Source organism: Gordonia sp. NPDC003422, assembly GCF_053588675.1.
In genome coordinates this window covers 1-15067 of record NZ_JBSFQL010000047.1, presented here as the reverse complement: position 1 = coordinate 15067, position 15067 = coordinate 1, and the positions used below count along the sequence as shown (strand labels likewise).

The window sequence follows — 15067 nt, the reverse complement described above, 5'->3', positions numbered from 1 at the left end:
ACCGCCCCATCACGAAACTCCCGGTCGTACTTCTTCCGCTTCTCTGGCATCGTGCTCCTCATTATCGATGCCTCTACGGTTCGGGGGGAACCTCAAGGCGGGTGACCCATCCGGTGGTGGTGTCGAAGAGCACAGGGTAGGCGTTGTGCGCGGCTTTGATCCCGAGCGCGATCGCGAGGTGGGTCTTACCCACTCCAGGTGGTCCGAGAAGGATCACGTTGTCGCTCTTGGCGATCCAGGTGCTGGTGGCCAGATGGGCGATAACATCGCGACGCAATCCTGGAAGGCGGTCGAAGTTGAAGTCCTCGAGTGTCTTGACCGCGGGGAAGCGAGCGCCACTGATCCGCAGCACGGTGCCGTTGGCTTCGCGTTCACTGACCTGGCGGTCAAGGATCGCTGCGAGGTACTCCTCGTGGGTCCAGTTGTCGGTGCGGGCCCGCTCGGCCAACTCGGCCCAGCAGCGGCGGATCGCTGGCATCTTCAACGCCCGCGCCGCGAACTCGATCTGCTTACCTGTGTGATTGTCGGACATGGTATTTCACCTTTCAGTGATAGTGGACGGGGTGGGTGGTTGAGCACCTGACGGGGTAGCAAAGTGCACCCCGAACAGGTCGTCGTAGTCTGGTAGCGCCCGGATCGGTACCTCGTGGCCGTCGGGGTGGGCGCGGATGCGGGCGGCGTTTCGGGCCCGGTTGGCGAGGTCTTGGCGGCGGTAGTCGCGGCGCAGTTCTTTGGCTGCCCGCACGTGCTGAGGGTCGGCGATGGTGACGTGGTTGGCCCAGCTGCGAGCGTGGTCGGCGACGGTGACCTCGCCGCACTGGATGCGCACCTGCTGCAGGTCGGCGGTGATGTCGACGAAGCGACCGATCACCGACGGGTGCACCGAATAGTCATTGCCGGCCACACGTACGTAGTAGTCGCGACCGAGTCGCACCCGGCTACTCAACCCGATATGAGGTGCGGTCGGGGGAAGCCCGGCCATCTGCTCGAGGTCCTCGGCGAGCGCATCACACGGGCGTCGATCACCGATCGCGCGCACCACTCGGGTGTTGGCATGATCGGCCAGCCACCGATCGAACTGGGCGGTGAAATCGTCCGGTGAGGCGAACTGGCGGCCCGGCAGGAACGAGGTCTCGAAGAATCGGTTGTTGCGTTCGACCATGCCCTTGTACTCGGGGTCTCGCGGTGGCGCCAGCTCCAGCCGAGTGCCCAAGGTGCCCACGAATCCTGCGGCCAGCGCGGTGGGTGTGCCCTTGGGGCCGATCGCGGCTTCGCGGTCCCACACCAGCTTGCGGGTCACCGCGCCCAGTTGCGACAGCAGCAGCCACATCCCCGTCAGGATGTCTCCGCCCTGGCGCGACGGGATCATCACCGCCGACCGGTATCGGGAGAACGCCAATGTCATCACCAATACCGGTAACATGGCGAATTGATTGTGGCCCACTGGGATTCGGTAGTCCGGGAACCACAGATCCCACTGCGAACAGCCGCCGGGCTCATAGATCACCCGATCGGCCGGATCTACCCCACGAAACTCCGGGCGAATCACCCGGACCCGGTCTTTGAGGACAGTCAACGATCTCGTCCACCCGATCCGCTCCGCGATCACCGTCGCCGGCATCGTCGGATACTCCCGCAACAACGCCCGGATCTGCGGTTCGAACGCATCGACCACCGAGCCCTTCGCCGGTCGCGAGTACTTCGGCGCGGTGTCTGAGGCCAACGCCGCCCGCACCGTGTTACGGGCCACCCCCAACCGGCGCGATCTCCTTGATCGGCACACCCTCACTGCGATGCAAACGGCGGATCTCCGCCCACTGCTCCACTGAAATCACCCTCCTAACAAGACGGGGGTCAAAATTCACCCGTCGTCAGGGGGTCAGTTTTCAGGCGCCGTCAACATACCCTTCGGGATCGATCCAACGACCGCGTCACCAGGTAGAGCGTTTTGAGTGCGGACTGCTCGTTCGGGAAGTGCCCTCGAGCGCGCACCGCACGCCGCTAGCGGGGCGTTGAGACTTTCGATAGCGTTGGTGGAGCACAACACTCGTCGAATTTCGACGTCGTTGTCAAGGAACGGGATGAACTCCTCCCACGCACTCTCCCACAGGGTCACGATCGCCGGGTACGGCGTGCCCCACTTCTCAGCGAATTCCTCCCATCGCAGCCGGGCCTCAGCGGCGGTCAGCGCGGTGTAGATCGGTCTGAGATCGGCGCTGATCTTGTCCCTATACTTGCGGGAGGCGTACTTGAAGGTGTTCCGGATCAAATGGATGATGCACGTCTGTACCGTGGCCAACGGAAACGCGGCGGACACACTGTCGGGCGACCCTTTCAAGCCGTCACAGACAAGGGAGAAGATGCCCCTGGCACCCCGGTTCTTGAGGTCGGTGAGCACCGCCCGCCGGAACGTGGCCGACTCGCTGCCGCCGTCGCCAGCCCACATGCCGAGGATGTCTTTGTGCCCATCGAGATCAACCCCGATCGCGGCGTAGATCGGCCGGCTACTCACTCACGCACCTCATCCGCGGTGGTGACATCGTGTTCTTGACCAGTCTCAACTGGCCCTGCCACCAGGGCATCCACGCCCTCGACTGTGTCGGTCATCGTCGTGATTCCTCCTGCCCCACGCCGGGGGCGATCAAACCACTTACACCGAATCAGCGACAGTCCCCCCTGCGGCGTCAGTCTGTACGCGTGAAGTTGGCGAAGAAGTCATCGATTGTTGATACGTCGGCATAACGTCGAAAGTGAGCAACGTCGACCTTGACGAAAACACCGCTAGAGGTGAAGTACGTTTGCTCATCGAACGATCCGGCGGCCGCGATGTGCAGTAGGCGATCCGACTCGTGGTCAATCCAGGCAGTGAGACGTATGGGAGTGTGCAGCGGGACCGGCCGGCGGTATTCGACGGTCAGGGTGCGGGTCACCGCGGGGGTCCGCGCGATCCACAGGGTGAAACCCATGATGTCGTCGCAGGCGGCCGAGATCGCGCCACCGTGCGCCAACCCGGGCGCGCCGAGGTGTTTCTCGTCGAAGGTGTGATCGGCGTACACCCGCTCGCCGCTCCGGTAGACCTCAAGTTGAAGTCCGTGGGGGTTGCTGCTTCCGCAGCCCATGCACTGGGACGAGTGTGCCGGCAGTCTTGCTTCGGGGGTCATCTCTGATCGTTGTCCTTAACTCAGCCCGCCACCTACGCAACAGGGTGCGGGGGGATCGATGAGGTGTGGGAACCGGTCCCGAACACGGTCTGTGCTCACCACTATAGGTAATACTGCCAGTACCTGATACTGTCCATTACGCACACGCGAATGGAGTGGCGCACACCACGCGCACTAGGGGGGGAGATGGCCATCACCACCGGCACAGGCGTCAACCGTCTGCTAGACGGCGCTGCCACTTTTGGTAACACCGTCGGCTTGGCCGGCCAGGCCCTGCGGTGGGTAGCGGTAGACATTGCTACGGGACGGTTTCCGTTTCGCGAAGCCGTATCGCAGACCTGGTTCGTTATTGTCGTGACGACTCTGCCCGCGATTCTGGTAGCTGTACCCTTCGGTGTCATCGTGTCGGTACAGGTGGGAAGCCTCACTCAGCAAGTTGGGGCCACGTCAATTGCTGGCGCGGCTGGGGGCCTCGGGATCATTCAACAGGGAGCGCCGATCGTTACCGCCCTTCTACTCGGGGGCGCGGCCGGATCAGCGATTGCCTCTGATTTGGGCGCTCGAACGATTCGCGAAGAAATTGCCGCCATGGAGACACTCGGACTCAACCCCACCAGGCGCGTCGTAGCACCACGGTTCGTATCTGTGTTGATCACTGCACCGATGCTCTGCATGCTGATCGTCTTCACCGGGCTGCTGGCGGGCTACGCCATCAGCGTCGATGTCCAAGGCATCACACCCGGCAGCTATGTCGCGTCGTTCGCATCGTTCGCATCGGTAACCGACATCGTTGTCGCTCTATGCAAATCACTTGTGTTCGGACTTGTCGTGGTGACGATTGCCTGTCACCGCGGGCTGTCGACGAAGGGCGGCCCTAAAGGCGTCGCAACCTCGGTGAATGCCACCGTAGTACTGGGTGTCGTCGCGTGCTTCGTGATCAATGTCTTTATCACGCAACTAACAACCATGTTCGTCCCCCAAACCATTGGATGAGAAACGCCTCATGACCACCGTTCCCTCCCGGAGGTTCTCCGCCGCCACCCGTCCGGTCGGTGCCGTGATCGCGCCCGTTGCACAAGTACCTGAACGCTTGGGGCACGTCGCGACCTTTGTGATCGCCGCGGTCTTCGGCATCCGCCATGTCATCGCCACCTACCGACGCCAAACCCTGCTCTACATACAAGAATTCGCCTGGGGTAGAGGTGCAGTCTTGGTCGGTGGTGGAACGGCCATCGTCCTCGCCATCCTCGGCATCGCTGTCGGCGCCTCAATCGGTATCCAGGGTTACGCCTCGCTGGACCTCGTAGGGATGGGTTCACTGACTGGATTCATCTCCTCCTACGCCAACACCCGAGAGCTTGCACCAATGATCGCTGCGATCGGGTTCGCAGCGCAAGCCGGCTGCCGGTTGACCGCTGAGATAGGCTCGATGCGCATTTCCGAGGAGATCGACGCTCTCGAGGCTATGGCGGTACGTCCCATTCCCTTCGTCGTCAGCACTCGCGTAGTGGCGTCGATCACGACCGTGATTCCTTTGTACATCATCGCGCTTATTCTCGGATTCGCGGCCGCTAAACTCGTCGTCACACAGGTACACGGCCAATCCGGCGGCACTTATGATTTCTATTTCGACCAGTTCCTCAAACCTCAGGACCTTATATTCTCGCTCATCAAAGTTCTTGTATTTGTCATTTCTGTAGTGATTATCCATAGCTATCAGGGCTACTTCGCCACAGGCGGAGCTGAGGGGGTGGGTCGAGCGTCCGGTCGAGCGATCCGCACGAGCCTCATAGTCATCGTCGTGGAGGACATGATCTTGACCCTTCTGATGTGGGGATTCGATTCCGGCGTACGGATTTCAGGGTAGGGGGTTCAGTGGCTGTCTTTCATGATCCGTCCGGACGCGAGCCGTCGCACGGGAACCTGGCCCTTCGGGGGGTCGCCCTATTGATCCTCGGCGCGATAGCTGCCTACTTACTGATAAGTGACGCTAACGGCGACTTCAGCGATCACACGTCGTTGACCATCAACACCGACGCGATAGGCGACGGATTGAAGGGGGGATCGGATGTGAAGTACCTTGGGTTCACCGTGGGGGAGGTCTCGAGCATCGCGGTTCGAGACCGTGGCGCGGCGGTCAAAATCAACCTCACCGGTTCCGGTAACGACCTAGTTCTCCGGCAGGGCATGACGGTGAACTACACCTCGTCAAACGCATTGGGACCAACTGCACTGGAGATCGTAGATCCTGGACAAGGACCACCCATCGGTTCCGGCGGGAGTGTCTACGTGAGCAGGTTGCAATCTGAACAGACCTCGGTGTCAACGCTTGTTCGCAAGATCTCCACGCTGGTCGAGGCACTGGACCAGCCCTCATTTGAAGCGGTAGTGAGGTTCATCGTTGAGGACTCGCAGGCAATGGCTGATAGCGGAAGACTCGTTCTCCAGATTGCGCAACTCACGCGAGATGTCCAGAAACGGCCGGTCGGGGAGGACCTAGGAATTGCGGCTAACCTGTCCACCGGAGTCGCCGACTTCATGACGCCGTTTGTCCCTGGCGTCTTGAAGAACGTCGATATCGCTGACTTTTTCGCCACCCAACAAAACATCGACCGCACGAAGAGTAATCTCGGCGACACGGGAAAGGTTCTTTTCGGTGGGCTCGGCGGCCTGCTCGATAAGAATTACCCAGCCCTGAGTTCGCTGTTAGACGTCGGCCTTGACCTAGCGCGGCCCGTCGCCAGATCCGCCTCGGGGCTAGTTCGCACGGTGTACACGATCCCGCAGATCCTCGATGGCATCGACAAAGCCTTGCCGAAATTCAACGAACGGGTCCAGCTCCAGCTAGCACTGGTGGTCCAGACGTCGCCTGCCCTACAAGGCGCATTGAGAATGGGGGGTGCCACGCGATGACTCTGAGGTCGCTAACACCCACAATCATTAAAATCGTCGCTTTCATCGCTCTCATCGGAGTCCTTTCATATGTCATCATCGCGATTCTGCAGCCGACCAACGAAGGGTCACCCAGTTCGCAGCGTTCCGCGGTGTTTGCCGACGCTTCCGGACTCAAGCCCCGCGACGGGGTACGACTCGCTGGAGTGAAAGTGGGATATGTAACGGCTGTCGATCTCGAGGGCTCAACAGCGATCGTCCGTTTCCAACTGGATGACGGTGTCGCGATTACCCCCGCGACGACTGCCGCTGTGCGTTACCAAAATCTGCTGGGGCAGCGGTATGTGGAACTCATCAATGCCGGACAAGGCGCCGACCAGGACTCGATCACACAGGTGGCACTCGAGAAGACCGTCCCGTCCTTCGACGTATCGACACTATTCAACAGTTTCAAACCAGTATTCGATACATTGAATACTGCGGAAATCAACGAGCTTCAGTCGAACCTTCTACGGGTTGCCCAGGGAGACGGTCGAGGTATCGCACCAGTCATGAAGCAAGTCGCGAACATCACTGATTACGGGAACCAGCGTTCAGAGATCATCACCAATATTGTGACGAGCCTGGGGCAGGTGTCCGACCAGTTGATGGGGCGCTCCGCTGAACTGGTTGAGTTGATAGACAAATTGGGGTCAATCGTCGATGCGTTCAGCCGCGTGAGCGATCGACTGCGGGCCTCGCTGCGAGAGGTCAACCGTTCGATGGCAAAGACTGTACTCGCCGGTGAGCAGATCGAGTCGACCTACGACACCAGCTTCGCGGCTATCTTTCAGAGATTAGTGCGGGAGCCAGGGGATACAGAAGGCCTACTGAATGGTGCCGTTCTCCTGAAGCCGCTCCTGGACGCCCTGGCCGCAACATCCAACGCGACTCCCCCGCCCTCGGCGGCAGGGTGTGCCCGAGGGGTGCTCGACCTACCGAGAACAGTGCAGATCGCCCTGATGGGTCAACGACTGGTGGTGTGCCAGTGACCCGTTTCTTCGGCAAGCGTCCGCATCACCGCCCGCAGCGTCGGCGGGACCTCATCCTGGCGGGGGTCGTAACGATGGTCACGGTGGCCGGTCTCGTCGCCGCCGGAGCTGTGTATATCTCGCCGCCCGGACAAACTATCTACAGCGCGGAGTTAGTCAATACCGGCGGATTGGAAGCCGGCGACCAGGTACGTATCGCCGGGATCAGGAAAGGCAAGGTAGCGTCGGTCGACCTGACCGGAACGTTCATCACCGTGCGGTTCCGGCTGGATGACTCGATTGCCGTTCGGTCGGACGCGACGGCGAACGTCCGTCTCCTCACCCCTATCGGTGGACGTGTATTGGACCTCGACCCAGGTTCAGGCCCGTCGGCCATTGACGGCGCGATCCCACTGGTGCAGACAGGCAGCACCTATGATATTTCCAGCACCCTGGAGACATCTACACCGGTGTTCCGTGACGTGCGTGGTGTTGATCTACGGCGCACGGCGGCGTTGCTACAGGATGCCTTTTCCGACGGAAACACCAATATCCCTGATGCCCTGCAAAACGCGAGCAGCCTGATGGACTTGCTGGAGCGTCAGTACGCACAACTCGACAAGACGGTGGCTTTGTCCGACGAGTATGTCGCTGCCCTCGCAAACCGCAAGCAGGTACTCGTGGACTTCCTACGCCAGCTCAGCTTCCTTGCCCGCACCCTTGGACCAGACATCGCCAACGTCCAGAGCGGGTTCGATTATCTACGTCGTCTTTTTAAGTTGCTGACCCGGCCGCTTGTCGCGTACCGCGACGGTATAGAACCATCGGTACAGCAGTTTAAGATCCTTCTAAACAAGGTGTCGGCCCAGATGCCCGCCTACCAAGACGCGCTGGCCCAGGTCGATCAGATCACCAGAAGACTGAGCATTCTCCTCAATGCTCCGCAGGTCGGACCTGCGAGTCCTGAACCGACCGTCCGCGTCTGTATCCCGATTGGTGATAACAAATGTTGACGGAGCGGATGCGTCGGCATCTGATCCCGATCGCCACCATTGTCACACTGGCAGTAGTGATCGGCGGCGTCGGAATCGACTATGCGACAGCCGACGACGACACGCGATCACTATGTGCGGAGTTTTCTGACGCATCAGGTCTGTACGAAGGCAATTCCGTCGCGATGCTCGGCAAGAAGGTGGGCAGGGTCGTAGGCATTCACGAGGAGGGACAGAAAGGTGTGCGTGTCGATATGCGGATCGACAAGACCGTGCCGCTTCCCGCAGATGTGGGTGCGACCCTGGTGTCCACCTCGATTGTCACCGAAAGACAAATCGAGTTCACCCATCCCTATCGTGGCGGAGAATATTACAAGTCGGCTGAGTGTATCCCACTGGAAAAGACCAGGACTCCACTGGGGATTAGTCAAACGCTCGACGCGATCAGCACTCTTTCAGACGAACTCGTCAAGGACGACGGACGTAACACGGATGCGATTCTTCAGGCACTTACACTCGTCTCGAAAAACATGGAAGGGACCCAGGGTGATATATCCGGCATTCTCCAGGACTCGGCCACGCTAATCAACGATCCGACCCGGCGTGATAGCCAGATACGCAGGATTGTAGCCAATCTCGCCACCTTAACCGGTGTTGCCACCGAAAACAGTACTGAGGTGACCCAGCTATTCGACAACTTCGTAGGCGCAATTGAGGTGATTGTTGCTTTCGGTCAAACATTCGGCGCCGCAACAGAGTACGCAGGCACCTTCGTCCCTATCCTGTCGCGCCTATCGTCTGACTTCGGGCCACCTATTTTCTCACTTGGAGATGCTGCGGTTCCCCTCCTCTCGCAAGCGGGCAAGCAAGAAAACATACTTGCGTCCGTCGCCGCTCGAACAGCTGACCTCATCGTTGAGCATCCAGATGCGAAGTCGATCCTGCGGGCATTCGCAATATCTGTACCACTGCAGGCCCTCAAGAACGCGTGCGCTCCTCCTTCCGTCAAGGACGTTTGCGCGACGGGTAACGAAGCGGCGACGATCGCCAACTTGATCGGAGGGCAACCTCGATGATGATCTACGGCTACCTTCGTCGTGTCACGGCCGCGATCGTGACGCTGTTCGTAGCGACTATCGCCCTCGCCGCCTGCAGCATCAGTGCTGACAACCCGCCGACCATCGGTGGATCATCCGCCCGAGACGGCTACGACATCGAGATCGAGTTCACGAGTGCTCTGAACTTGCCTGCCCGTGCCAAAGTCCTCTCTCGAGGGATTGACGTCGGTGCCGTCACCAGCGTCGCTTACGACGGAGGCCACGCGCTGGTTGCTGCCCGAATTGATAAAGACGCCCAGCTGCCGGAAGATTCGCGCGCGGAACTCCGCCAAGACACTCTCCTGGGCGAGATTTATGTGGCCATCCTTCCCCCTGCACAGCAGTCCACCCAAGGCTTGCTGCGCGCGGGATCGGTAATACCTCTCTCACGCACCGAACCGGCTGCCAACGTCGAGGACGTGATGCGGGGTATGGCTAACGTATTGGGCGGGGGTGAACTCGATAAAATCCATACCGCGATATCGACGCTGAACTCGACTTTTCCGAGTGACCCCGCCCAGTTCGATGCGCTCTACCGCACGACCTTGCGCACCGTGTCTGAGGTGTCTGCCAACACCGACAAACTCGACGTAATCCTGCAGTCAGCCGATCGCACACTCAAAGTGATCCTGGCCGACCCGTCAGGTACAGACCGAATGTTGACCAAGGGGGGAGTGAACTTTTATGGTCTGGGCTACTCGCTAATTGACGTAGCGCTACTCATCGCTAATCTGCGCGACTTCGCGGTATCCGCAGGCCGTATCGTCGACCCTGAGTATTCCCGCATCAAGGAAACGGTGGGCGCGATCGCGCCAGTGGTCGCGTCCATCGCGTACTCGGACATCTACTCCAAGGATGTTTCCGACAAGGCGGCTCGTGTAATACGCGAAAGGCTCATCCCATTCGTCAGCTCGCCAGATATCAACGTCTCCGATGTGTCTATCGATGGCCGAGAACTGGCGCGGCGTGATGCCGAGTCGTTCATAACCGTCTTGCGAGCGATCGGAATGATGCCATGATCCGCAGCACCCTCGTATCGCTGGTTGCCCTTGTCCTCGTTCTCCTCGTCGGAGCGACATACTTGATCATCGACGTGGCACGAATAAACCCGTTCCGCACCGACTACGCGATCTCGGCCATACTCGAGAGCTCGGGCGGCCTTCTAGACACATCACCGGTAATGTTAGAGGGGGTGCCGGTGGGAAAAGTGACATCTATTCGCGTCACAGGTAATCAGCTCGCCGTCGACATGTCCATCGACTCCGACTATAAGATTCCTCGCGGCAGTGTCATGACGATTCAGAACCTCTCGGTCGCGGGAGAACAATACATCAATTTCATCCCACCGGGCACAACCACCAGTGAGTACTTGCGTAGTGGGGACCTAGTGCCCGCCGGCGCCATCCGCGTGTCGCAATCCGTTCCCCAGGTGCTCCCGAAAATGTCGGCAGTGGCGGACGCGCTCGATCCAGCATCGATTCAGTCCATCAACGAAACGATCTCGGCGGCAGTCGACGGCCGGCAAAAGGACCTCGACACGATCGGAGACATGATGCACCGCCTCGTGGACTTCGTCGGTGACGACGGTGCCGTCCGTACCACTGCGGACAATGCCGAGTTCCTCCTGGGCCTTATGTCGAACGTGGGCGGTGTGCTCAGTACCGCGTCGGTCCGGACCCCGGATGCCGTCGACGGTTTGGCGAGGATCCAACGTGCGTTCATCGTTTTCACTTCTACGTCCTACGACAAATGGCCACCGATCCTGAAGCTAGTGGAAAAGCTCAGCGGCTACATCCAGATACTCCAGCCCGATATTGTCGCCATTACCCGCGCGGTGAAGCCGGCGACGGCGAAAGTCGCAGACACATACATCGACTTCGGATCGATCGGTGATCTTCTGGCTCGAACATTCCCAGCGTCACATCGGGGGCAGGCGCAGATTCCGATCGCCGTCACGCCATCACCTCGCTGACGCCCGATGGATACCTCCTACACCAGCATTCACAGAAGGCAGCAAATGACGGCACAAGACAACGGACCAGAATCCAAGGACAGCAGCGCTGAGGATAAGCTGACTGCGGCTTCCGACAAAGCAGATCGCAGCGACGCCACTGGTGCTACAGAATCTGCGACGTCCCAAGACGGTCCCGCCCCGGACGAGGCAAGCCCCCCGACGTCCGATGCCAGGCACCGATGGAGATCAGCACGCGTCCAGGCGGTGGCCGCCGGCGCTTTCGTGGTGGCACTCGCGGTGCTGGCCGGCCTCTTTGCTTACCTCTACATTGACATGAGGGAAGCAAAGACGTCCGCGGAGAACGCTGCCACACAACGAGCGCAGGCAGCGCAGGCAGCATCGGACTACACCACAAAGTCGCTCACCTACAGCTACCAAAACACCGGCGCATTCTTTACCGAAGTGAAAGAGAATGCCAGCGATGCGTTGGTCAAGCGATACGACGATGTCGAACCCACCCTGACCCAAATCATGAAACAGGCCAAGGTCCAAGCGGCGGGACGCGTACTGGCGACCAGCGTCACCGGCAGCGCCAGCGAGAACCGGGGGGAATACACGGTGCTGGTCTTCGCCACCCAGAAGACCCAGAATGTTCAGAACCCTCAGCCGAGCGAACTCCCCACACTGTTGAAAGTCGTCGTGCTGAAGACCGATAACGGCTGGCAGATCCAGGATTACGGACCTGCCGAATGATCCAGCGTCCGCCGCGAAAGGAGAGTTAGATGAAAAGCACCATGCAGGAGGTGCCGATGACAGTGTCATCGATACTGCGCCACGTCGCAACCAATCACACTGTTAGGCAGGTGATTACCTATTCCGTGAACGGCTCTGCCCGGTATGCGACCTACGGCGATCTTGAAGAGCGATGCGCACGTCTGGCGAATGCTCTGCGTCGGGTCGGCGTGGTCGGCGACGACCGCGTGGCAACGATGCTGTGGAACAACCAGGAGCACCTCGAAGCGTACGCTGCGGTACCCGCGATGGGCGCGGTGCTGCATACGCTGAACATCCGGTTGTCACCGGCTCAGCTGCAGTTCATCGCGAACCACGCCGAAGACAAGGTCATTATCGTGGACGGGTCGCTGGTTCCGTTGTTGGCGGCGGTCCTACCGGGCTTGGCGACGGTTCGGGTTGTGTTCGTTACCGGCGACGGCGACACCTCCCCGCTCGACGGGCACGGCGTGACCGTGATGCGATATCATGACGCGCTCGCAGCGGAATCCCCAGTGTTCTCTTGGGTCGATCCCGACGAGCGGTCGGCTGCGGGTATGTGTTATACGAGCGGCACTACAGGCGATCCCAAGGGGGTCGTCTACAGTCATCGCTCGGTGTTTCTGCACTCCATGGCAGCGTGTACCGGTAACGCTCTGGCGATCGCAGAAGCCGATCGTGTACTTCCCGTCGTGCCGATGTTTCATGCCAGCGCCTGGGGTCTGCCCTACGCGTCGCTGATGGCCGGCGCGGACTTGCTGATGCCTGATCGATACCTTCAAGCAGCGCCGCTCGCTGACATGATCCAACAACATCGCCCCACGAAGGCAGGAGCAGTACCGACAATCTGGAACGATCTTCTTCAGTACGGTATCGCGAATCCGGGTGTCGACTTGTCATCGATCGACCTTGTCGCCTGTGGTGGAGCTCCCGTCCCGCAGTCGTTGATCGAGGGGTTTGCGGACCGCTTCGGCGTACAGATTATTCAGGCGTGGGGTATGACTGAGACGTCCCCGCTTGCAGCGGTAGGTCGGCCTCCCGCCGGGATCAGCCCCGCAAAGGAAATATCTTACCGCAAGCGACAGGGACGGGCAATTTGCGGGGTGGAGATGCGCCTCATCGACGAGGGCGGCCTGCCTGTTCCCCGTGACGACAAGTCCGTCGGTGAACTCGAAGTGCGGGGTCCGTGGGTCACAGGCAGCTACTACCGACTCGAGGACACCGAGAGGTTTCGGGATGGCTGGTTGCGGACCGGCGACGTGGGACACATCAGTCCGGACGGGTATCTGACGCTGACCGACCGGTCCAAGGACGTCATCAAGTCCGGGGGCGAATGGATCTCGTCAGTGGAGCTCGAGAACTGGATCATGTCGCACCCGGATGTCGCCGAGGCCGCGGTTGTCGCGATGCCCGACCCCCGATGGCAGGAGACAGCTCTCGCTGTTGTGGTTCCGGCACCGGGTCGCGAAGTGTCGGCTGACACGCTCCACGAGTGGTGCCTAAGAAATTGCCCGGAGGAGATCCCGCACTGGTGGATCCCGAACAACTGGACGTTCATGGAGCAGATACCACGGACGAGCGTGGGCAAGTTCGACAAGAAGGTGTTGCGCGCGAAGCATGAGCAGGGCGAGCTGCCGGTTGTATCGAACTAGCGCCGCACGGGGTCGGCTTCGCGTCCGCACTGGCCGAGATAGGACACCGCCGAGGTAAGGCACAGATGTGCCCACCGAACGTCCTCAGCGTTCGGTGGGCACGTATTTATTGGAGCGATCCGTCTGCCCGATGGCCCCGGTGGGAAAGACAGAACCGTCACTGGGAATTGCGCGGCCATTCATCTCTCACTCATCGTTCGTTGGGCGCCGTTTTATCGAGCGTCGTAGAGTTTGCGAGGTGGACATCGCAGCCAGCGCTCCACATTCGCAGTCATCAGCACACAACATCGAAGGGGCCACCATCATGGCCGAGGCTATCGTGGGCGCAATCATTACCGACATCGTCGGCGAACTGGTCACCGGATCGATCGAGTCCGGATCAGACGAAGCTACCGCTTGAGCGCTTCACAGAAGAACACACCGCCCCGTGGCTTCTGCCGCGGGGCGGTCTCTTGGTGCGCGGGGGCTCGAGAGCTTGTCAAGATGTCTGTGTAAGAACGTGACTCCTGATTTTCTTGTGGTCTGTGGGGTCTAGCTGAGGTGGGGTTCGATCCGGTCGGGGTAGGCCAGTGCGAGTTGTCCGAGGGCCTGTTTCCAGTTGGTGACGACCTGTCCCTCGACCAGTCGTCCGAGGGCCTTACGGGGCTGTGACCGCCTGGTCCCGCGTTCTTTGAGGCGTTGAGCGGCTCGTTTGTCTTCGATGTCGCAGATGGCCAGCCACAAGAGTTTGCGGACCGCGATGTCGTTGGGGAAATGTCCGCGGTTCTTGATGACCTTGCGGAGCTGGTAGTTCAATGACTCGATCGAGTTGGTGGTGTAGATGACTTTGCGCAGCTCGGGCGGGAATGCCAGGAAGGGGATGAACCGATCCCAGGCTCGGTCGAAAGCCATTGCCGCACTCGGATATTTGGCGCCTAGTTCCGAGTCGCGGAAGGCTTCCCACTCGCGGCGGGCGGTCTCGGCGTCGGGGGCGGTGTAGATCGGTTTGATCGCCCGGGCCACGTCTTTGCGGTCTTTGTGGTTCACGAACCGCATCGAGTTGCGGATCAGATGCACCACACAGGTTTGCACGGTGGCCAGCGGCCAGGTCGCCTCGATTGCCTCGGGGAATCCGGTGAGCCCGTCACAGCACACGATCAGCACGTCCTTGACGCCGCGGTTGGCCAGATTCGCACACACCCCGGCCCAGAACTTGGCGCCTTCTTCGGCCTGTATCCAGATTCCCAGCACATGCTTGACGCCGGCCATGTCGACGCCAATAGCGATGTGGGCGTGCTTGTTTCGAACATGAGAACTGTCTTTGACGTTCACCACCAGGGCATCAAGGTAGATGACGGGATACAACGGCTCCAGCGGCCGGTTCTGCCATTCGTCGACCGCGTCGAGGACCTCGTCGCAGATCTTGGAGATCGTCTCGTGCGAGAGATCGGTGCCGATCGTGGCTGGCGTGTCCCCCATGAACCGGTCCGGTTGGTTTTAGAGTCCTGATTGCCCTGAAGAGGGCGCGAAGGGACGATAGGGATCATGGCAGGACGTAA

General features: G+C 60.2%; 12 protein-coding genes and 4 pseudogenes. 11 read left to right on the top strand and 5 right to left on the bottom strand.

What is annotated here, in order from left to right; translation table 11 throughout:
* Nucleotides 1-94: 94 nt before the first annotated feature.
* The 4 genes and pseudogenes from ACWDTF_RS24200 to ACWDTF_RS24185 form a co-directional block, all read right to left on the bottom strand.
* Nucleotides 95-532: pseudogene (locus ACWDTF_RS24200) on the bottom strand (ATP-binding protein); the annotation flags it as partial.
* Nucleotides 533-538: 6 nt separating this feature from the next.
* A pseudogene (istA, locus tag ACWDTF_RS24195) lies at nt 539-1835 on the bottom strand (IS21 family transposase).
* 82 nt (nt 1836-1917) lie between these two features.
* Nucleotides 1918-2512: pseudogene (locus ACWDTF_RS24190) on the bottom strand (IS256 family transposase); the annotation flags it as partial.
* 172 nt (nt 2513-2684) lie between these two features.
* A complete protein-coding gene (locus tag ACWDTF_RS24185) occupies nt 2685-3161 on the bottom strand; it encodes a PaaI family thioesterase (protein WP_328714705.1) in 477 nt (158 codons plus the stop codon).
* A 258-nt stretch (nt 3162-3419) separates the two neighbouring features.
* Here ACWDTF_RS24185 and ACWDTF_RS24180 point away from each other — a divergent pair, with 258 nt between their 5' ends.
* From ACWDTF_RS24180 to ACWDTF_RS24130, 11 genes are all read left to right on the top strand, one after another.
* Entirely contained in the window at nt 3420-4154 is a 735-nt protein-coding gene (locus ACWDTF_RS24180; RefSeq protein ID WP_005194985.1) for an MlaE family ABC transporter permease, read from the top strand.
* Nucleotides 4155-4164: 10 nt separating this feature from the next.
* Nucleotides 4165-5028, top strand: coding sequence for an ABC transporter permease (locus ACWDTF_RS24175; RefSeq protein WP_449755201.1), 864 nt, complete (start codon nt 4165-4167; stop codon nt 5026-5028).
* A gap of 8 nt (nt 5029-5036) precedes the next feature.
* The gene (locus ACWDTF_RS24170; protein ID WP_004023292.1) at nt 5037-6074 is read left to right on the top strand and encodes an MlaD family protein; all 1038 of its coding nucleotides are present in this window, start codon (nt 5037-5039) and stop codon (nt 6072-6074) included.
* Nucleotides 6071-7084 (top strand): MlaD family protein, encoded by a 1014-nt coding sequence (locus ACWDTF_RS24165; RefSeq protein ID WP_004023293.1) that lies wholly within the window; start codon nt 6071-6073, stop codon nt 7082-7084. The genes ACWDTF_RS24170 and ACWDTF_RS24165 overlap by 4 nt, the downstream gene beginning before the upstream one ends.
* Nucleotides 7081-8076, top strand: a complete 996-nt coding sequence (locus tag ACWDTF_RS24160; RefSeq protein ID WP_004023294.1) for an MlaD family protein — start codon at nt 7081-7083, stop codon at nt 8074-8076. Before ACWDTF_RS24165 ends, ACWDTF_RS24160 begins: the two co-directional genes overlap by 4 nt.
* Nucleotides 8070-9131 carry an MlaD family protein gene (locus ACWDTF_RS24155; protein ID WP_004023295.1) on the top strand — a complete coding sequence of 354 codons (1062 nt, stop codon included), beginning with the start codon at nt 8070-8072 and terminating at the stop codon, nt 9129-9131. Before ACWDTF_RS24160 ends, ACWDTF_RS24155 begins: the two co-directional genes overlap by 7 nt.
* Nucleotides 9128-10171: an MlaD family protein gene (locus ACWDTF_RS24150; RefSeq protein WP_004023296.1), complete on the top strand. Its 1044-nt coding sequence runs from the start codon at nt 9128-9130 to the stop codon at nt 10169-10171. The genes ACWDTF_RS24155 and ACWDTF_RS24150 overlap by 4 nt, the downstream gene beginning before the upstream one ends.
* Entirely contained in the window at nt 10168-11124 is a 957-nt protein-coding gene (locus ACWDTF_RS24145; protein ID WP_449755200.1) for an MlaD family protein, read from the top strand. The genes ACWDTF_RS24150 and ACWDTF_RS24145 overlap by 4 nt, the downstream gene beginning before the upstream one ends.
* Nucleotides 11125-11130: 6 nt before the next feature.
* On the top strand, nt 11131-11859 hold the full coding sequence (locus tag ACWDTF_RS24140; RefSeq protein ID WP_449755199.1) for a hypothetical protein: 729 nt from the start codon (nt 11131-11133) through the stop codon (nt 11857-11859).
* A gap of 29 nt (nt 11860-11888) precedes the next feature.
* On the top strand, nt 11889-13529 hold the full coding sequence (locus tag ACWDTF_RS24135) for a long-chain fatty acid--CoA ligase (protein ID WP_005195128.1): 1641 nt from the start codon (nt 11889-11891) through the stop codon (nt 13527-13529).
* Between the two features lie 238 nt (nt 13530-13767).
* Complete coding sequence (locus ACWDTF_RS24130) at nt 13768-13929, top strand: hypothetical protein (RefSeq protein WP_005195129.1); 162 nt, start codon at nt 13768-13770, stop codon at nt 13927-13929.
* A gap of 131 nt (nt 13930-14060) precedes the next feature.
* Here the strand turns inward: ACWDTF_RS24130 and ACWDTF_RS24125 are convergent.
* A pseudogene (locus ACWDTF_RS24125) lies at nt 14061-14972 on the bottom strand (IS256 family transposase); the annotation flags it as partial.
* Nucleotides 14973-15067 lie beyond the last annotated feature (95 nt).

Excerpts from the sequence above, each read along its gene's own strand:
- ACWDTF_RS24165 (WP_004023293.1), top strand. The coding sequence starts at position 6,071 with ATGACTCTGAGGTCGCTAACACCCACAATCATTAAAATCGTCGCTTTC.
- ACWDTF_RS24150 (WP_004023296.1), top strand. The coding sequence starts at position 9,128 with ATGATGATCTACGGCTACCTTCGTCGTGTCACGGCCGCGATCGTGACG.
- ACWDTF_RS24155 (WP_004023295.1), top strand. The coding sequence starts at position 8,070 with ATGTTGACGGAGCGGATGCGTCGGCATCTGATCCCGATCGCCACCATT.
- ACWDTF_RS24185 (WP_328714705.1), bottom strand. The coding sequence starts at position 3,161 with ATGACCCCCGAAGCAAGACTGCCGGCACACTCGTCCCAGTGCATGGGC.
- ACWDTF_RS24175 (WP_449755201.1), top strand. The coding sequence starts at position 4,165 with ATGACCACCGTTCCCTCCCGGAGGTTCTCCGCCGCCACCCGTCCGGTC.
- ACWDTF_RS24145 (WP_449755200.1), top strand. The coding sequence starts at position 10,168 with ATGATCCGCAGCACCCTCGTATCGCTGGTTGCCCTTGTCCTCGTTCTC.
- ACWDTF_RS24140 (WP_449755199.1), top strand. The coding sequence starts at position 11,131 with ATGGATACCTCCTACACCAGCATTCACAGAAGGCAGCAAATGACGGCA.
- ACWDTF_RS24135 (WP_005195128.1), top strand. The coding sequence starts at position 11,889 with ATGAAAAGCACCATGCAGGAGGTGCCGATGACAGTGTCATCGATACTG.